This is a genomic window from Enterococcus infantis, from assembly GCF_049166715.1.
Classification (GTDB): Bacteria; Bacillota; Bacilli; order Lactobacillales; family Enterococcaceae; genus Enterococcus_C; species Enterococcus_C leclercqii.
In genome coordinates, this window is the sequence record NZ_JBMHFB010000007.1 from 124,849 (window position 1) to 144,623 (window position 19,775).

Consider the following 19,775-nt stretch of genomic DNA (forward strand, 5'->3'; position numbering starts at 1 on the left):
GATGCTAGCACTTGTTAAAAATGAATGGATCAAATTGAGTAAAAAGAATTCGACTTGGATCATGTTGGGAATGCTAGTTCTATTGACTGGTGGGTTAAACTTTTTGACGGGCATGATCTCTTCAGGAGAAGCCAGTGCCAACTCGATGTTTGCTTCTCTTTCCCAGATGACTTCATTTCTGAACTTGTTTGTGGTGATTGTTGCCGCGTCTTCCATCGCTGAAGAATTTTCTCGCGGCACCATCAAATTTTTACTGATTCGCCCTTATTCCCGCACACAGATTTTTGCGGCCAAGTTCATCAATTCGTTGCTGTTTGCTTTGTTGGGCACGGGCATCTTGTTTGTGACTTGTTTGGGAAGTGCCAACTTGTTTATGAAAGCTGAGTCTCCTTTTTTGAAGGCTGGTGGCTTTGGTGATTGGTCGGCGATGAAAGTGGCTTTAGTGACTGCCGGTGTCAATCTGATTCTAATCCTGTTTTATCTGGCGCTTACGATGTTCATCTCGGCTGCAATGCGTTCTCAGGCAATGTCGGTAGGCTTAGGTATTGGAATGCTGTTTGGTGCACCTCTGCTCAACAGTATGCTGATGATGGGGCAAGAAAAGTATCCTTGGCTGAAATGGAATATTTTTAACACTGCCAATATTAAAGAAACGATTCCCCAGTTGGCAGGTGTCAAACTGGAAGCCTATCTGACCCTTGATTTTTGGCAGTCTTTAGGGGGGATTGGCGTCTATGGTGTGTTACTGTATATTTTTGCGAATTGGATTTTCAGTGCCCGTGATGTGGCGTTAAGCTGATTTTAAATAAAAAGAGTAGGCGCTTTTCGAAATTGTGAGGAATTTCGGGAAACGCCTTTTCTTTTGTTGGGATATCTAGTAAAATATCTCATTGAGAAGACTGCGCAGCTTTTGCCTGGGCAAGATCAAAGAGAAAGGAGGAATTGAGATGCAAACACCGGTAGTCGTTTTATTGGTAGTCATCGCACTGTTGTTAGGTGCTGTGGGTGGTTTCTTTTTGGCCCGTAAATATATGCAAAACTATCTTGAACAAAATCCTCCCATTAATGAGGACATGCTGCGTTCTATGATGATGTCGATGGGGCAAAAGCCTTCTGAGAAAAAGATTCGTCAAATGATGGCGCAAATGAAAGGACAGCAGGCTGCTAATAAGAAAAAGTAAGCAGACAGTGTCTTAGGCAATGTTACCAGCGGGCTGATTTTCGGCTCGCTGTCTTTTTTTGTGGCTTGAAAGAATCACCTCGAAATACAGCCTTAAATCTTGGAGAAAGCAGACTGGAAACAAGGATTCTCCGAGTGTTCAAAAGAGGCAATTGTGATTTGAAAGCAAATTTTTCCCTTGAGTTATTTAAAAACTCTGGTAATAGACAACATTCAAGCTTATCAGAAAACAGAGGGAAGGCACTTATCAGAAAGAAGGTTGAAAATGTCAATTTTCCGCAAGTTGGACTGGTTCTTTAAAAAGGAACGCAAAGCATACTTGATTGGAGTCACTGCTTTGGTGCTGGTGGCTCTGGTTCAATTGATCCCACCAAAAGTAGTGGGGATCATTATTGATGAAATCGCTGATCATAATATTCAAATGAAGGTGATTGTCTTTTGGATTGTGATTTTACTCTTGGCGGCTTTAGGCCAGTATGTTTTTCGCTATGTGTGGCGGATGAATATCTGGGGTGGGGCGGCTCGTTTAGAAAAAGATCTCCGGCGACAACTCTTTGATCACTTTACCAAGATGGATCACGTCTTTTATCAAGAGCATCGTACCGGTGATTTGATGGCACATGCGACCAATGATTTAAACGCCATTCAAAATGTGGCAGGAGCTGGAATCCTGACTTTTGCCGATTCATTTATTACTGGCGGCGCTACGATTGTTGCCATGATTTTGTTTGTAGATTGGCGCTTGACTTTGATTGCGCTGTTGCCGTTGCCCCTTTTGGCAGTGACGTCTCGGGTTCTAGGCTCCAAGCTGCACGATGCTTTTCGTGATTCCCAAGAGGCGTTTTCTGATATCAACGACAAAACGCAAGAAAGTATTACCGGGATCAAAGTCATCAAAACATTTGGACAAGAAAAAGAAGACTTGGAAGATTTTCAGAAGAAGATTGACCAGGCCATCGTAAAAAATCGACGGGTTAACTTTCTAGATGCCTTGTTCGATCCGTTTATTACGGTGATCATCGGGATCAGTTATGTCATCACCATCATTGTGGGTGGCCGTTTCATTATGCAAGGGACAATCACGATTGGTCAGATGGTTTCTTTCATCAGCTATATCGGGATGTTGGTGTGGCCGATGTTTGCCATTGGCCGCTTGTTTAATGTTTTAGAACGAGGAAATGCAAGCTATGACCGGGTGGCAGAACTGCTGCAAAAAAAGACCCACATTGTGGAGAAAGCCGATGCAATCACTACTCCTGCTGAGGGTGATCTGAATGTGGAAATTGCTTCGTTTGCTTATCCGGATGCAGCTGAAAAAAAGGCTCTTGCACAGATTAAATTCGTATTGACTAAAGGAGAAACGTTAGGAATTGTTGGTAAAACTGGCGCCGGCAAAACAACACTCTTGAAACTTTTAATGAGAGAATACGACGATTACAACGGCAAAATCACGTTTGGTGAAGTTGACATCAAAGATTATTCGTTGGACGCGCTTTTGCCGGCAATCGGGTATGTGCCACAAGACCATTTTCTCTTTTCTATGACCATTCGTGACAATATTCGCTTTGCTGATCCAAAATTGGCACAAGAAAAAGTTGAAGCGGCGGCTGCCTTGGCTGCCATTGATGAGGACATTAAAGGATTGCCCCAGGGGTACGACACCATGGTAGGTGAGCGGGGTGTTTCCCTTTCAGGTGGACAAAAGCAGCGAATTTCGATTGCGCGAGCATTGGTAGTGGATCCTGAATTACTGATTTTGGATGATGCACTATCTGCGGTGGATGCCAAGACTGAAGAAGCAATCTTATCAGGGCTAAAGAGCTATCGTAAACATAAGACGACCATCATTGCCGCCCATCGGCTAAGCTCTGTGATGCATGCCAAAGAGATTGTTGTTTTGGATGAAGGCCGGATCATTGAAAGAGGAAGTCATGAAGAACTCTTGGCACTAGGTGGTTGGTATCACCGTATGTGGGAACGACAGCAGTTGGAAGCCAAAATCGAAGGAGGGGCTACAGAATAATGGAAGAAAATCAATCAGCTTGGTCTAAATCAATCCCTTTTTCCGAACAAAAGGTGATTATTAAGCGGATGTTCAAATTCGCCAAACCTTTTCGTAAGACCTTCTTTGGGGCCATTGGCTTTGCCCTCTTGTTATCGGTAGTCAATGTGCTTTTGCCGCGTATCATCCAGACCTTTATGGATGATTACCTGACTCCTAAAACAGCAACCACTGAAATTATCTGGTTTTTTGCGGCGCTGTATCTTTTCGGTGTGGTCATGAAGGCAGTCATCTGGTTTTACCAGTGGTTTATGTATTCCATGGCTTCGCTGCGAACCTATCAGTTTGTGCGGACGAAATTGTTTGAAAAGCTCCATACTTTGGGGATGCGTTATTTTGATCAAACACCAGCAGGTTCCATCGTATCTCGAGTCTCCAATGATACAGAAACACTCTATGAATTTTGGTATGTCTTTTTGATGTTACTGACGGGTGTGTTTGCAGTCGCTTCGTCATTTATTGCGATGTTTCAGATTTCTGCTAAGATCGCATTGGCAAACCTCGTATTTTTACCGATTCTCTTGGTAGTCATCTGGTATTATCAAAAATACAGCTCACGGATTTATCGCCGGATGCGGGAAAAGCTCAGTCAATTGAATACTAAGTTGAATGAGTCAATTTCGGGAATGAGAATCATCCAACAATTTCGCCAAGAAGCTCGTTTAAACGAAGAGTTTGAAACTATTAATGACGATTATCTGAAGACTCGCTTTGCCATGATCAAGACTAACTCGTTGTTGTTGTCACCGATTATTAATTTTCTGTATGCTATCGCATTGGCGCTGTCATTGACTCTTTTCGGAATCGATGCGCTGCATTCCTCAGTAGAAGTGGGGTTAATTTATGCATTTACCACTTATGTCCAAGCTTTTTTCAACCCCATGAGTCAGATGATGGATTATCTTTCAGTCTTCACAGATGGCATCGTAGCTTCCAGCCGAATTCTGCGGATTATGGATGAAAAAGAATACACCCCGCAGCAAAATCCTGGAGCTGATCAGGTGATTCAAAAAGGGAAGATTGAATTTCGCAATGTCAGCTTTTCTTATGATGGACAGCAAGACGTTTTGAAGGATATCTCCTTTGTGGCCCATCCCGGTGAAACCGTCGCACTGGTTGGTCATACCGGCAGCGGGAAAAGCTCGATTATCAATGTATTGATGCGCTTTTATGAATTTACGGAAGGCCAGATCCTCATCGATGATCGGGATATCCGTGACTATCCGCTGGAAGAACTTCGGCAAAAGATGGGGTTGGTCTTACAGGATGCCTTCATGTTTTTTGGAGATATTTCTGACAATATCCGTTTGCTAAATCAAACGATTACTGACGAACAAGTTCAAGCTGCCGCCCGTTTTGTTCAAGCCGACAAATTTATTGAAAGTTTACCTGGGGGGTATCATGGGAAAGTAATTGAAAGGGGAGCGGGATATTCTAGTGGCCAGCGCCAACTGATTTCTTTTGCCCGGACGATGGTCACTGATCCCAAGATTCTCGTGTTAGATGAAGCAACGGCTAATATCGATACAGAAACAGAAGGTTTGATCCAAGAAGGGTTAGCCAAGATGCGTCGAGGCCGAACCACGATTGCGATTGCTCACCGTCTGTCCACCATTCGCGACGCCGACACGATTTTGGTTTTGGACAAAGGTCGGGTTGTGGAACAAGGCAACCATGAAGAACTGTTGCAGCAAAACGGTCTGTATGCCGATATGTATAAATTACAATCAGCAGAAAATTAGCAGACTGCAGATTGTAAAGGTCTCACCATCAAACAAGAAATAGGCGACAGGCTCTTATCCAGTCTCACTCCAAGACTGTCGAGATTATTTCTCAAGGGCAAAATAAGATGACCGTCAGTAGCTGATTGTGTGGATCAGTTCTGACGGTCATTATTTGTAGTCGTCTTATTGTCATCGTTCATTTGGTTATTAGTTGAGTCTTTTTCAGCAGTTGGAGAATCAGTTTAGCGGTCAGTCCCCAGATTGGGCCATATTTGGTTTCGAAAACATAGATTTCTTCAAAAGCGTTGCCCCAAGGTTCGTGGTAGCGAGCTGGCAAGAAGAGGGTCTCAGCAGGTAAGAACCATTCTTTTTGCAAGGTATTGCTTTTTTCTTGATAGGGATGAATCAAGACGGGACATAAATAGCGTTGCGGCGGATTTTCAATAAAATAGGTGAGTGGCAGTGTGAAAACTTCTGCGACTTCTGCTGGTTGTGGGGTAAGACCCGCAAGCTCTGTCACAGGAAATTCTCCTACAAAAGCTGAGATGCGCGTTCCGCTGGCAATTAGCAAAGTATCCAACTGCCCCCAAACATTTTCTGACGGCACCATGACACCGAGTTCTTCAAAAGTTTCTCGTAGAGCACCGCTGCAAGGTGAAGCATCTTTAGCGTCTACTTCTCCGCCAGGAAAGCAGATCTCGCCACCTTGACGAATCGTGGCTGCCCGCTTTTCAAAAAGCAGATGCCACTCACCATCTCCCTGGGTAAGTAATGGTAAGAAAACTGCGGCGTGAAACCATTGTTCAATCCCGTCAATTCCCGGTGTATGCTCAAGTGAAACGCGAATTTTTTCTGAAAGATTTTCTATCATCCTAATCCCTCCGCTCACATCATAACAAAAAGCTGAAGGCAATGAAAAGTGCCTGCTTTGTTTTTACTAATATTAAAAAGACAGAGCCTACTATTAGTGACTTCTATAAAATATCATAGAAAATCTAATTTGATGTCTTTTTGACTTTCTTTCAAAAAAGTGTTGACAGCGTTTTCTTCATTTGTTAGGATATAGATGAATTAAATAGACATCTTAAGTCTGGATAGTGATTGTGAAAAACAAGCTAAACCTGATGAAGCCACTTCTTTGTGTGCATTCATTGGGTTTTTTTCTATGTTTTCCTTGATTTCACTACTCAAAAAAAGTTAAAAAATAACTTGATGAAAGCGTTGACACTTTAGATTTGATTGTTTATCATTTAGATGTGATATGAATTAGAAAATTATTATAATAATCGTTCTAAAATGAACGATCGGGGGCTTGAAAATGAAAATCGTCAAGATTCTAAATAACAATGTGGTTTTGACGAAAGATGAAAAAGATAACGAAATCATCGTGTCAGGTCGCGGGCTGGCATTTCAAAAGAAGTGTGGGGATCTCATTGAGGAAGAAAAAATCGATAAGCGTTATCGGTTGAGTGATTCCGGCGCCTCCCAGCGATTTCAAGAATTGCTGATGGATGTTCCCGTTACTTATCTGGAGTTGGCGACTGAAATCATCGATGATGCCAAAAAGCAGTTGTCGGCACCGGTAAATGATTCAGTATATATTTCAATCACTGACCATCTGTATACAGCAATTCAGCGAGTGAAAAAAGGCATTCGTTTGCGCAATCTTTTGCTGTGGGACATTAAACGTTTTTTCCCGGATGAATTTTCTATCGGGCAAAAAGCAGTGACCATGATTAAAACGAAATATCGACTGGATCTGGGGGAAGACGAAGCGGGAAATATTGCACTGCATTTGGTCAACGCCCAAACTGAGACGGAGCATCAAGACGTGTATGAGATGACCGAGCTGATGCAGGAGATTATCCAAATTGCCAGTTATTATTTCAAAACCCAGTTCGATGAAGAGTCGGTTTACTTCTATCGCTTTACGACACATTTGCGCTTTTTTGCTTCTCGTATCATGGGCGGCCGTCAATATCAGGACGAGACCGATGAAGAATTGCTGTTGATCATCCAACGGAAATACCGTAATGCCTATCAATGTGTCTTAAAGATTCAACAGTTCATTACAGAAAAGTACCACTATGTGATGAGCAATGATGAAAAATTATATCTGACAATCCATCTGGCCAGATTGGTGCAGAAGGCGAATCAGTGATAATACTTTTGAAAAAGGAGGGAAGAGGTTCACCCGCATTAAAAAGGTTGTCTGCATTTATTTATTTTCTACATACCAATAAGGAGGGAAAATTGTGGGAAAATATCGTGAGTTATCTGAAAAAATCGTTGCCAATGTCGGGGGTAAGGAGAACATTAATAGCCTGACCCACTGTATCACTCGCTTGCGTTTCAAATTGAAAGATGAAGGAAAAGCCAACGATGAGGTTTTGAAAAATATGGACGGTGTCGTAACCGTAATGAAATCAGGCGGCCAATACCAAGTGGTCATCGGAAACCATGTACCGGCAGTGTATGAAGATGTCATCGATGTAGCCGGTATTTCTGCTGACAGCGGGGGTGAAGCTTCTGGAGGCAATATCTTCAATCGGATTATCGACATTTTGAGTGGCTGTTTCCAACCGTTTTTGGGAGCGCTGTCAGCAGCGGGTATGGTAAAAGGGTTGAATGCGCTGTTAGTATTCTTAGCGACGCAGACAGGTTGGTTTGAATATACCACTACCGGCGGCACGTATATGATGCTTAATGCTATTGGGGATGCTATCTTCTTCTTCATGCCGGTAATTGTTGGGTATACGGCTTCTCGGAAATTCGGCTTGAACACGATGGTAGGGATGGTAATCGGAGCGGCGTTATGTTACCCAGGAATCCAGGCTAGTGCTTTGGCATCCATGTATCCAGATGGGGCAGCTCACAGTTTGTTCGGACTGCCGGCTTACGAAACCTTCTTGGGTATTCCGTGGGTAGCTGGTAACTACACCAGTTCTGTGATGCCAGTCATCTTTATCGTTGCTTTTGCAGCTCAGATTCAAAAAATCGCTAAACGAGTGATTCCAGAACTAGTTCAGACATTCTTTGTGCCATTTTTTGTTTTACTGATTGCTTTGCCAGTAGGTTTCTTGGTTATCGGGCCAATCATCTCTGGTGCGACGGATCTGTTGAGCTTGGGCTTCAACAATTTGATGAGCTTCTCACCAGCATTGTATGGGCTAGTCTTGGGAGCGCTGTGGCAAGTCTTGGTTATCTTTGGTCTTCATTGGGCCGTGGTACCGATGGCCATCATGCAGATTACCGAAACCGGTATGAGTCAAGTTTTGGCAGGTTCTTTTGCAGCCAGCTTCGCACAAACTGCAGTAATCATTGCTATGTTCTTCAAACTGAAAGACAAGAAACTGAAAACATTGGCGATTCCTGCAATCATCTCAGGAATTTGCGGGGTAACTGAACCAGCAATTTACGGGTTGTCATTGCCAAAGAAAAAACCATTTATCATGTCAATGATCGGTGCTGCTGTCGGGGGCATGATTATGATGATGAACGGTGCTACTTCTTATCAAATGGGTGGTTTGGGTGTCTTTGGTATCGTAAGCTATATCGCTCCAGACGGCAATGCACAGTATGCTTGGACAGCGATTATCTCCGTTCTGGTTGCTATGGCAATCAGCTTTACGTTGACCTTCTTCTTGTGGAAAGATGATTATGTAGAAGCAGCAGAAACAGAACCTCAAATGCAAGTTCGTAAAGAAATCGTATCTGCACCGGTTCAAGGCGCCATCATGCCACTGTCTACTTCAAAAGACGAAGCTTTTGCACAAGGCGTGCTGGGCAAAGGGGTTGTGATCCATCCTGAAAAAGGGGAAGTTGTTGCACCATTTGATGGAACGGTGATGACATTGTTCCCGACTAAACATGCGATTGGTTTGGTTTCTGACAACGGTCTGGAGTTGTTGATTCACATTGGCTTGGACACGGTACAGTTGAATGGTAAATACTTTACAGCTCATGTGAAACAAGGCGATCATGTGAAACGTGGCCAAAAGCTGGTGAGCTTCGATATCGCTGCTATCCAACAGGCTGGGTACAGTGTAGAAACACCGATAATCGTAACTAACGTTGGGGATTATCTGGACATCATTGAAAGCGACAAAACCACTGTTACCGGTGAAGACGAGCTGATTACAGCTTTAGCATAAACCGTAAATAGCAAGGTAAAAATTAGAGGACCAGCTGTGCTGGCCTCTAATTTTTCGCCGCTTTTATTTCAGTTGGGTCGAAAGGAATCCTTGAACTGGACAGTTTTTTCCACAGACTCTTCCTTCATAATGGCAGAAGAAGTCTTGCGTTTGTCAATTCGCTCGCCCATTTCTATGAGATGGTTGAGATTAATGGCGTAATTATCGGCAAAGACACAGCTGTACAAAAGATCCAACAAGTAGCAAACAGATTTGTTGATTGAAAAATTACCGATTTTGGAATACAAGCGTTCGCGAGTAGTTAGACGCAGCTGTGAATCTCCACTGCGGGCTAACGTGTTGTCTCCTATACTGGTAATCACGATTAGTGGAATCTGCTGCTGTTTTAAGATTTGGGCAATTTGAACCAATCCCGTATTCTCGCCTGTATAGGAAATTAAGAGGCCACAACTGTTGGCAGGCATATTATAGGCTTCATAAGGGCCTTCTCCGGAAGCAGTATGGGTCACCATTTTTCCGATACGATTCATTTTTAGCGCAAAATCTTGCGAGATCAGTCGATTGGCGTTACTGCCGAATATCTTGATATGTTCGGCTTGTAGCAGTAATTGTTTGGCAGTATTCAATTGATCATGATCCACTAAGGAAAGGGTATCTTCAATGGTAGAAATTTCCAACGCAGCCATCTTTTTGGCGATAGTGGTAATGCCATCGCCAGCCGCAAAGGGAAGATTGGCATCAACTTGTTGAAAGTAACCATTCAAGTAATGATCTTCTCGTAAATAGGCTTCTTTTAACTCTAGCCAGCCGGAATAGCCGAGCTTTTTGGCGACACGAATCAAAGTAGACGGATGGACGTAGTTTTCATCAGCAAGTTGCTGGACAGTCATCGCGGAAAGACGTTGTGCTTCACTTAAGATAAAGTCTACTAGTTGCTGTTCCGCAGGAGAAAAAGCAGTCGTCATCATTTTTTCTCGAATCAACATGAAATCACCTCGATTGTATTTACAATAATTATAGATGAATTGAGAATGTAAAAACAGAAAAAATAAAGAAACAATCCAAAATTCAAGGGATATTCCTGCTTGATTTACGATTATTTACAAAATCCTTGGTGGTTCTCGGAAAAATTGTAAATCTTATTGCATTTTGCGTTTTAAATCTAGAGTGAGTAATTTACATAGGAGATAATGAATATGTAAAAAGAAAGCGATTAAAGAAATAACAATCGCTGATTGGTGCGCTGATGTTTAATGCGTCAGCAGCAAATGAAAATAAAAAAGCAAAGGCTTGCACTGACAAGCGGAAAAGGAGAGAAACAGATGGCTAAAGGAGTAAAAATTGCAACAATTGGTGGCGGCTCCAGCTATACGCCAGAATTAATGGAAGGGTTCATCAAGCGCTATGATGAATTGCCAATTCGTGAAATCTGGTTGGTGGATATCGAAGAAGGCCGAGAAAAACTGGAAATCGTCGGCAAAATGGCACAGCGAATGTGGGACGCTTCTCCATATGATGTGAAAATTCATCTGACATTGGATCGTAGAGAAGCGCTGAAAGATGCAGATTTTGTAACGACTCAGTTTCGTGTCGGTCTTTTGGATGCCCGCGTGAAAGACGAACGGATTCCAGCCTATTATGGCATGCTTGGTCAAGAAACAAACGGCGCTGGCGGGATGTTCAAAGCGTTTCGGACAGTACCGGTTATTCTAGAAATTGTGGAAGACATGAAAGAGTTGTGTCCAAATGCTTGGTTGGTAAACTTTGCCAATCCAAGCGGGATGGTGACAGAAGCTGTGGTGCGTTATGGGAAATGGGACAAGGTCATTGGCCTGTGCAATGTGCCAGTCATGGCGACAATGTTAGAACCGGGACTGATTGGCAAAGAAACTGATGAACTGATTTATAAATTTGCCGGCCTGAACCACTTCCACTGGCATAAAGTTGCCGATACCCATGGCAATGATGTCACGATGGCATTGATTGATAAGATGTATCAAGAAGACAACGGTCTGCCAAAAAATATTTATGATATTCCTTTTGAACGGGAACTCTTGGAACAGATGAAAATGATTCCTTGTGCTTACCATCGCTACTATTATCAAGAAGAAGAGATGCTGAATCATGCATTGGAAGAATATCAAACCATCGGTACGCGAGCACAACAGGTGAAAAAGACGGAACAGGAACTGTTTGAGCTGTACAAAAATCCGCAACTGGACCACAAACCTGAGCAATTGGCACAACGAGGAGGCGCATATTATTCCGATGCAGCCTGTGAAACGATTGCATCCATCTACGCAAACAAGCAGACGCAAATCGTGGTATCCACCAAAAACAACGGTGCGGTTCCTGATCTGCCGGCAGACTGTGTCGTTGAAGTGACAGCTTATGTTGGTGGACAAGGCGCTCGCAATGTCGCTTTCGGTGAGCTGCCGACAGCTGAACGAGGCTGGCTGCAAGTGATGAAAGCAATGGAGCTTTTGACAATCGAAGCTGCGGTGACTGGTGATTATGGTACAGCACTTCAAGCCTTCACCTTGAATCCATTGGTCACTTCTGGTGAAACCGGGAAGCGGATCATGGACGAATTGTTTATCGCCCATAAGAAATACTTGCCAAACTTCAAGGAGACAATCGAACGTTTGGAAAAAGAAGGCGTAACGGTTCAAGACGAAGTGGCTCGCAACTTGGATGCGGTGAACGTGTAAATATATGGCTCAAAAAATCATCTTTTTAGACGTTGACGGCACACTCGTAAACTATGAGAATCACCTGCCCGATTCGGCAGTTCAGGCCATTCACAAGGCGCAGCTAAAAGGAAATTTAGTTTTTACTGTGACTGGTCGCAGCAAAGCCGAGATGTACCCAGAAATTCTCGATATTGGTTTTGATGGTTATATCGGAGGCAACGGGAGTTATATCGAAGCCGGTGAAAAGGTGATCAAAGAGGTCACTTTGTCTTCAGCGGATACCCGTAGAATCGTTGACTGGCTGCAAAATCGAGGATTGGAATTTTATCTGGAAGCCAACAGTGGATTGTATGCCAGCCGCGCTTTTGATGAGCGGGGACAGGCGACGATCCAAGAGTATTCAGACCGCAAAGGCAAAGGGCGGGAAGTGACTGTTCGCCAAGTTTTTCCTGAAATGATTTTTGACGCTGATTTGTATCGAGACGACATCAATAAAATCAGTTTCATTCTGGACAGCTACCAGGACTTTTTAGATGCACAAGCTGATTTTCCCGGTTACAAACTGGGAACTTGGGGTGGCGCAGAAGAAAAGGCACTGTTTGGTGATATCGCCTTGGGAAATATCAACAAGGCAGTCGCCGTGGATGAACTGCTGACTTATCTGGATATTCCTGTGGCTGACAGTTTTGCCTTTGGTGATGCCAAGGTGGACATTCCCATGTTGGAGCATTGTGGGACTGGGATTGCCATGGGAAATGGCGGGCCGGAGATCAAGAAAATGGCGGACTATATTACTGCGTCAGTAGATGATGACGGTCTAAAAAAAGCATTTGAACATTTTGCATTACTATAGTTTAAAACGGGGGAACCCGAAATCATAAAGAATCAGGAAAGAGGTAACGTAAATGGGATTTCGTAAAGACTTTTTATGGGGTGGGGCAACAGCTGCCAATCAATGTGAAGGTGGCTACAACGAAGGTGGTCGCGGCTTAGCCAATGTGGATGTCGTGCCTATTGGGAAAGATCGTTTTCCGGTGATTTCCGGTGAAATGAAGATGTTTGACTTTGATGATGAACATTTTTATCCAGCTAAAACCGCCATCGACATGTATCACCATTGGAAAGAAGATATCGCGCTATTTGCAGAAATGGGCTTCAAAACGTACCGTCTGTCCATTGCTTGGTCACGAATTTTTCCAAAAGGTGACGAGCAAGAGCCAAATGAAGAAGGTTTGAAATTCTACGAAGATATCTTTAAAGAATGCCACAAATACGGAATCGAACCCTTAGTAACCATCACTCACTTTGATTGCCCGATGCACTTGATTGAAGAATACGGCGCATGGCGCAGCCGTGAACTGGTAGGTTTTTATGAAAATCTTTGCAAGGTGATCTTCAATCGCTACAAAGGCTTGGTAAAATACTGGCTGACTTTCAATGAAATCAATATGATTTTACATGCGCCATTTATGGGAGCAGGCTTGTATTTTGAAGAAGGCGACAATAAAGAGCAGGTGAAATTCCAAGCAGCTCACCATGAGTTGTTAGCTTCGGCATTGGCTACGAAGATTGCCCATGAAGTAGATCAGGAAAATAAGGTGGGCTGTATGTTAGCAGCTGGGGCCTACTATCCGTATAGCTGTAAGCCGGAAGATGTTTTTGCTTCTCGTCAAGATGATCGAGAAAACTATTTCTTCATTGATGTGCAATCCCGAGGCGAATACCCGGCATATGCCCTCAAAGAAATGGCGCGAAAAGGAATCGAAATCGAGATGCAAGAGGGTGATTTGGAATTACTAAAAGCACATACGGTTGATTTCATCTCTTTTTCTTATTACTCTTCTCGGGTGTCTACCACAGATCCGGAACTTTTGGATCAAACAGCTGGCAATATTTTTGCATCCGTTAAAAATCCTTATTTGAAAGCCAGTGAGTGGGGGTGGCAGATTGATCCTCTTGGGTTGCGAATCACATTGAATGATATCTATGATCGCTATCAAAAACCATTGTTCATTGTCGAAAACGGATTGGGGGCAGTGGATACGCCAGATGCAGAGGGCTATGTGGAAGATGACTATCGGATCGATTACTTGGCGGCTCACATTGCCGCAATGAAAGATGCTGTTGAATTGGATGGTGTTGACTTGTTGGGCTATACAACTTGGGGCTGTATTGATCTGGTATCGGCGGGAACCGGTGAGATGAAAAAACGTTACGGCTTTATCTATGTGGATCGAGACAATGAAGGCAACGGCACATTGGCTCGCAGTAAGAAAAAATCCTTTGACTGGTACAAACAAGTGATTGCTTCAAACGGCGAAGACTTGAGCAATAAATAGACGGTTAAAAGTTTTTTTAAAGGTGGAAGGCAGCAGTGATTTCTGCTGCCTTTTTGATCCAAAGCCAATCGAGACTATTTAGTAAAAATAGAAGACACGGATTTTGATAAAGGAGAGACGAACAATGGCATTTCCAAAAGACTTTTTATGGGGCGGTGCAACAGCCGCCAATCAATATGAAGGTGGCTATCTTTCAGGTGGCAAAGGACTCAGTACTCTGGATGCAATCACTGGCGGCAGCAAAGACCATCCACGGATGATTACTTTTAAAACAAAAAAGGGGGAAATCAATCGGGTAACAAGAGAACAGCCTCTACCAGAAGGCGCAATCGGCTATGTCGATCCCAATCAGTATTACCCTAGCCATGTTGCCACTGATTTCTATCATCATTGGAAAGAAGATATTGCCTTATTTGCTGAAATGGGCTATAAATGTTTTCGCATGTCCATTTCCTGGGCTCGAATCTGTCCGAAAGGCAACGAAGAGCTCAATGAGGAAGGGCTAACTTTTTATGATCGAATTTTTGATGAGCTGAATAAATATGGTATTGAACCAGTTGTAACTATTAATCACTTTGATATTCCAATGAATTTAGCAGATGAATATGATGGCTGGATGGATCGGCGAGTCATCGATTATTTCGTCTTTTTCTGTGAAACGGTCTTCAAACGATACAAGGGCAAAGTCAAACACTGGATGACTTTTAATGAAATCAATTTTCTTCGCAGTTGGACTCAGATTGGAATCCATGACAACAGTAAACCGAAAAGGTGGCAGGCCATGCACCATCTGTTTGTTGCCAGTGCAAAAGCCGTTTTGCGTGGGCATGAAATTGATCCGGAGAATAAGATTGGGATGATGGTTGCGTATATTCCCAGCTATCCGATGACGGCTGATCCTAAAGATGTGTTTGCGGCGCTACAATTTAACCGAGATCAAGAGTCCTTTATCGACGTACAAGTAAAAGGGTATTATCCGGCGCATCGTATCAAAGAATTTGAACGAGAAAATATCGTCATTAAAAAAGCAGCTGGGGATGACGAACTGATTGCAAGGGGAACCGTGGATTATATTGGCTTTAGTTACTACATGTCTACAGCATCTACAGCAGATCCCGATAAAGTGAAATATGTCGGCGGCAACCAGATGCCAGCGGTTAAAAATCCGTATTTGACAGAGTCTGACTGGGGCTGGGCGGTGGATCCGCTAGGTCTGCGAATTTCCTTGTGCAGGTTATACGACCGCTACAATGTACCGCTGTTCATCGTTGAAAACGGCTTTGGAGCGGTGGATGTGGTAAAAGCGGATGGCAGCATTGATGATGATTATCGCATTCAATATTTCCACGACCATATTCAAGCCATGAAAGATGCCGTGGAATTGGATGGTGTCGATTTGATGGGCTATACTCCTTGGGGCTGTATTGATTTAGTATCTGCTGGGACGGGTGAAATGAAAAAACGCTATGGCTTCATCTATGTCGATCTGGATGATGAAGGCAATGGTACGTTGGATCGCAGTCGTAAAAAATCCTTCCATTGGTATAAAAAAGTGATTGCCAGCAATGGGGAAGATCTGAGTAACTAACAACTGGCAATTGGAAAAGTACTATTATAAGAAGTGTGTCATCAATCATTTCTAAGTGATAAATGAAAAGCCAAGTCACGGGCACCGTTTTTTACGGCAGTGACTTGGCTTTTGAGATTCACGTTTGGTAATGTTCGCTTCGAAGACAGTTGCCTAGACGCTGGTCACAGCTCCATACAAATAGATAATAAGAAATAATTCTTCATGACGCTGCTTTCAATTATTGAGCAGCGTTTTTTTGTTTTTTTTAGAGCAGCGGGCAAATGGACAAATGAAGATTGACCAATCTTTGTGAAGAATTCGGTTGAAACCGTAGAGAAACCCTATTCTTTAAGACACGCTCCATCATGCTGCTTCACAAAAAAGTCATAATTCCTTATAAAAAAGTTCTTTAATTTGTTCAAGAAGACCTTTAGTTTGTTTCTTCTTTCCGACTGTTGGAAGCGGTAAACTGTCTATGGATCGAGTGAGAGGGTTTTCATCCAAATCAACTCGACAATCAGAAAGGAGCTGAAATAATGAAAAAGAAGAAAAAAGGCGGTTTTCTGGAGAATGTCTGGCGCTATAAGGCACTGATCCTGATGGCACTGCCCGGCTTTATCTGGTTTATCTTCTTCTTCTACATCCCCGTACTGGCAAACGTGGTGGCCTTTAAAGATTTCCACTATTCGCCAAATGGGTTTATCGATGCCTTGATGACGAGTAAGTGGGTAGGATTTGATAATTTCAAATTCTTATTCTCTTCAAGTGATGCTTGGTTGATCACCCGTAACACACTGTTATACAACGTAGTATTTTTAGCATTCAACTTATTCTTTGCCATTGCCTTTGCAATTGTTATGAGTGAATTGCGGAACAAACGACTGGTGAAGGTGTACCACACCATGTCACTTCTGCCTTACTTCTTATCTTGGGTTGTAATCAGTGCCTTTGTGTATGCTTTCTTGAGTCCGGATAAAGGGATTGTCAATCAATGGTTGACTTCTGGTGGACAGGAGCAAATCAACTGGTATGCTGATCCGAAATATTGGCCGTTTATTTTCGTCTTCCTGAATGTTTGGAAGGGCTTAGGCTACAACAGTATTATCTACTATGCTTCAGTAATGGGGATTGACCCGACATACTACGAAGCAGCTATGGTGGATGGTGCCAGCAAGTGGCAACAGATCAAAAACGTTACAATTCCACAGATTTTGCCAATGATGACAGTGCTTTTGATTTTGAACATTGGTGGGATCTTCCGTGCTGACTTTGGTATGTTCTATATCCTGCCACGAAATTCAGGGGCACTTTACCAAGTTACTTCTGTATTGGATACTTACATTTATAACGGCTTGACTGCAACCGGTGATATCGGGATGACAGCAGCTGCCGGTTTGTATCAATCAGCAGTCGGTGCGGCACTCTTGTTGCTCTCTAATTTAGTTGTTCGTAAGATTGAACCGGATTCAGCAATTTTCTAAGGAGGAATTGAACTTGAAAAAGAAAAAAGTTTACAATGTCCAAGTTCGCTCCTTTAGTCCGGGAGTGAATCTGTTCTTCAATATCGTGATTGCGATTTTTGCACTTTCTTGTGTGTTGCCATTCTTCTTTGTCGTAATGATTTCACTGACAAACGAGCAATCCTTGGCAGCAAATGGCTATGCGTTTTGGCCAGAGAAATTCTCATTAGCCGCTTATAAGTACATCTTTGCTGGCGGCATGAGCAAAAAAATCTTCCAATCATTTGGAGTGACTGTCTTCATCACAGTTGTTGGTACTTTCGTTAATGCATCGATGACTTCTCTTTATGCTTATGCGATTTCACGTTCCAACTTTCCTTTCCGCAGATTCTTTACCGTTTTCGCATTGATTACAATGCTGTTCACCCCAGGGATGGTTGCCAATTATTTGGTAGTTACCAACCTGTTGAACATGCAGGATACGATTTTGGCTTTGATTTTGCCGCTCGCCTTGGGACCTTTCAATATTTTGGTGATGCGAACCTTCTTTAAAAAGACGATTCCAGATAGTATCATCGAGTCAGCCCGCATTGATGGTGCTTCTGAAATGAAGATTTTTATGAGTATCGTTTTGCCGCTAGCAGTGCCAGGTATCGCAACAATCAGTTTGTTTGCTGCTCTGGGTTACTGGAATGACTGGTTTAATGCGTTGCTGTATATTCAAAAAGATGAACTGGTTCCACTGCAATATTTGTTGATGAGAATCATGAACAACTTGGATTACTTGGCAAAAAATGCCGGAGCGAGTGCTCAAATCCAAGGCGGCTTAGCAGCCCTTCCGAGTGAATCTGCTCGAATGGCAATTACTGTCGTAGCTACTTTACCGATTGCATTGACTTATCCATTCTTCCAAAAGTATTTCGTTGGTGGATTGACAATCGGTGGGGTCAAAGAGTAATTTCAGCTTTATTTAACAAAACAGCTGAAGGGATGTGTTAGGACAAAGTTTTTTACCTGATGTAGAGTCATTTCTTTACTTCAATGGTGGTAACTGAGTTCTTTCACAACACCCTTTTAAGCAAAATAAATTAGGAGGAATTTCAATGAAAACGTGGAAAAAAGCACTAGGGTTTGCAGCAGTCGGCGCCATGACTTTGGGCTTAGCAGCTTGTGGCAATTCAAGCAATGATGCTAAGGATTCCGATAACGGCGGATCCGATAACGGCACTGTGACACTGAAAATGTATCAAGTTGGTGATAAACCAGAAAACTATGACAAATTGATGGAAATCGCTAACAAAAGAATTAAAGAAAAAATCAATGCAACTGTCGATATCCAATACGTAGGTTGGGGCGATTGGGATAAGAAAATGGCAGCAGTTATTGCCTCTGGTGAAGCTTACGACGTATCCTTTGCATTCCAATATGTTCCAAACGCACAAAAAGGTGCTTTTGCTGATTTGAGCGAACTGTCACAGAAATATGCAAAAGAATATATGGAACAACTTCCTGATATGTATATCAAAGGGAATGAAATCAACGGTAAATTGTATGCGATACCAGTATATGGAAATGCTTGGGCACAACAAATGTTGACTTTCAACCAAGAATACTTGGATAAATATGACATCGACATTTCAAAAGTCGACGGTTCATATGAATCTGCAACTGAAGTCTTGAAACAGTTCCACGAAAAAGAACCAAACATTGCAGCTTTCGCAATTGGTCAAAGCTTCAAAGCTTCTTACAACTACGACTACCCATTGGGTAAAGATTATCCGTTTGCAGTAAAACTGGATGATGAAAAAAATCCTAAGATCATCAATCGTTATGAAGATCCAGAATTCATGAAGGTCTTGAAGACTATGCATGAATGGTACAATGCCGGCCTGATTCCAACCGATGCGGCAACAAACACTACTGGTTATCCGTTGGAAGGAAACACTTGGTTCATGCGTGAAGAAACGCAAGGACCTGTTGACTACGGTGATACTATCTTGACCAATGCTGCTGGCCAACCATTGGTATCTAAACCATTGACTGAACAACTGAAATCTACTGGTCAAGCACAAATGGCAAACTTTGTTGTCGGTAATGCTTCTAAACACAAAGAAAAAGCTGTTGAATTTTTGAACCTGTTGAATACTGACGCTGACCTCTTGAACGGTTTGGTGTATGGTGTTGAAGGGGAACAATGGGAAAAAGTGGGCGACGACAAACTGAAATTGTTGGACGGCTACAAACCAAATACCCACATGGCTGCTTGGAATACTGGGAACAACATGATCTTGTACACCCAAGAATCCATCACTGACGAACAAATCAAAGAACGTGACGAAAGTATCGAAAATGCTAAAACTTCTCCAATCCTTGGTTTCCAATTTGTAACAGACAACGTGAAAACACAGATGACAAACGTAATCAACGTGATGAACCGTTATGCTGCCAGCTTGAATACTGGTACAGTCGATCCTGAAAAGAATGTTCCGGAATTGAACAAGGAACTGGAAAAAGCTGGGATTAAAGATGTTATGGATGAAATGCAAAAGCAATTGGATGAATTTGTAAAATCCAGCAACTAATTTCTAACCTA

At 42.8% G+C, this 19,775-nt stretch carries 15 protein-coding genes; 13 read left to right on the forward strand and 2 right to left on the reverse strand.

Going from position 1 to position 19,775, the window contains the following annotated elements:
* Position 1: 1 nt before the first annotated feature.
* The 4 genes from ACOMA8_RS09815 to ACOMA8_RS09830 all read left to right on the forward strand — a co-directional run bounded on the left by ACOMA8_RS09815 (position 2) and on the right by ACOMA8_RS09830 (position 4,984).
* Positions 2-799, forward strand: a complete 798-nt coding sequence (locus tag ACOMA8_RS09815; RefSeq protein ID WP_421370357.1) for an ABC transporter permease — start codon at positions 2-4, stop codon at positions 797-799.
* A 148-nt stretch (positions 800-947) separates the two neighbouring features.
* Positions 948-1,181: a YneF family protein gene (locus ACOMA8_RS09820; RefSeq protein ID WP_161899491.1), complete on the forward strand. Its 234-nt coding sequence runs from the start codon at positions 948-950 to the stop codon at positions 1,179-1,181.
* 264 nt (positions 1,182-1,445) lie between these two features.
* On the forward strand, positions 1,446-3,203 hold the full coding sequence (locus ACOMA8_RS09825; RefSeq protein ID WP_421370360.1) for an ABC transporter ATP-binding protein: 1,758 nt from the start codon (positions 1,446-1,448) through the stop codon (positions 3,201-3,203).
* On the forward strand, positions 3,203-4,984 hold the full coding sequence (locus tag ACOMA8_RS09830; RefSeq protein ID WP_421370362.1) for an ABC transporter ATP-binding protein: 1,782 nt from the start codon (positions 3,203-3,205) through the stop codon (positions 4,982-4,984). Before ACOMA8_RS09825 ends, ACOMA8_RS09830 begins: the two co-directional genes overlap by 1 nt.
* A gap of 178 nt (positions 4,985-5,162) precedes the next feature.
* Here ACOMA8_RS09830 and ACOMA8_RS09835 read toward each other — a convergent pair whose 3' ends face one another.
* On the reverse strand, positions 5,163-5,837 hold the full coding sequence (locus ACOMA8_RS09835; protein WP_421370364.1) for an NUDIX hydrolase: 675 nt from the start codon (positions 5,835-5,837) through the stop codon (positions 5,163-5,165).
* A gap of 447 nt (positions 5,838-6,284) precedes the next feature.
* Between ACOMA8_RS09835 and licT the strand changes: the two genes are divergently transcribed.
* Both licT and ACOMA8_RS09845 read left to right on the forward strand, forming a co-directional pair.
* The gene (licT, locus tag ACOMA8_RS09840; RefSeq protein ID WP_161899495.1) at positions 6,285-7,127 is read left to right on the forward strand and encodes a BglG family transcription antiterminator LicT; all 843 of its coding nucleotides are present in this window, start codon (positions 6,285-6,287) and stop codon (positions 7,125-7,127) included.
* 94 nt (positions 7,128-7,221) lie between these two features.
* Positions 7,222-9,120, forward strand: coding sequence for a beta-glucoside-specific PTS transporter subunit IIABC (locus ACOMA8_RS09845; RefSeq protein WP_421370367.1), 1,899 nt, complete (start codon positions 7,222-7,224; stop codon positions 9,118-9,120).
* A 68-nt stretch (positions 9,121-9,188) separates the two neighbouring features.
* Here ACOMA8_RS09845 and ACOMA8_RS09850 read toward each other — a convergent pair whose 3' ends face one another.
* Complete coding sequence (locus ACOMA8_RS09850) at positions 9,189-10,106, reverse strand: MurR/RpiR family transcriptional regulator (protein ID WP_421370369.1); 918 nt, start codon at positions 10,104-10,106, stop codon at positions 9,189-9,191.
* 336 nt (positions 10,107-10,442) lie between these two features.
* Between ACOMA8_RS09850 and ACOMA8_RS09855 the strand changes: the two genes are divergently transcribed.
* From ACOMA8_RS09855 to ACOMA8_RS09885, 7 genes are all read left to right on the forward strand, one after another.
* A complete protein-coding gene (locus tag ACOMA8_RS09855; RefSeq protein ID WP_421370371.1) occupies positions 10,443-11,831 on the forward strand; it encodes a 6-phospho-beta-glucosidase in 1,389 nt (462 codons plus the stop codon).
* 4 nt (positions 11,832-11,835) lie between these two features.
* Complete coding sequence (locus ACOMA8_RS09860; protein WP_421370373.1) at positions 11,836-12,666, forward strand: Cof-type HAD-IIB family hydrolase; 831 nt, start codon at positions 11,836-11,838, stop codon at positions 12,664-12,666.
* Positions 12,667-12,718: 52 nt separating this feature from the next.
* Positions 12,719-14,152, forward strand: a complete 1,434-nt coding sequence (locus ACOMA8_RS09865) for a 6-phospho-beta-glucosidase (protein ID WP_421370375.1) — start codon at positions 12,719-12,721, stop codon at positions 14,150-14,152.
* A 124-nt stretch (positions 14,153-14,276) separates the two neighbouring features.
* On the forward strand, positions 14,277-15,740 hold the full coding sequence (locus ACOMA8_RS09870) for a glycoside hydrolase family 1 protein (RefSeq protein WP_421370377.1): 1,464 nt from the start codon (positions 14,277-14,279) through the stop codon (positions 15,738-15,740).
* A 518-nt stretch (positions 15,741-16,258) separates the two neighbouring features.
* Positions 16,259-17,203, forward strand: a complete 945-nt coding sequence (locus ACOMA8_RS09875) for an ABC transporter permease (protein WP_421370379.1) — start codon at positions 16,259-16,261, stop codon at positions 17,201-17,203.
* 13 nt (positions 17,204-17,216) lie between these two features.
* Positions 17,217-18,140, forward strand: a complete 924-nt coding sequence (locus ACOMA8_RS09880; RefSeq protein WP_161899503.1) for a carbohydrate ABC transporter permease — start codon at positions 17,217-17,219, stop codon at positions 18,138-18,140.
* Positions 18,141-18,285: 145 nt separating this feature from the next.
* On the forward strand, positions 18,286-19,764 hold the full coding sequence (locus tag ACOMA8_RS09885) for an ABC transporter substrate-binding protein (RefSeq protein ID WP_161899504.1): 1,479 nt from the start codon (positions 18,286-18,288) through the stop codon (positions 19,762-19,764).
* Positions 19,765-19,775 lie beyond the last annotated feature (11 nt).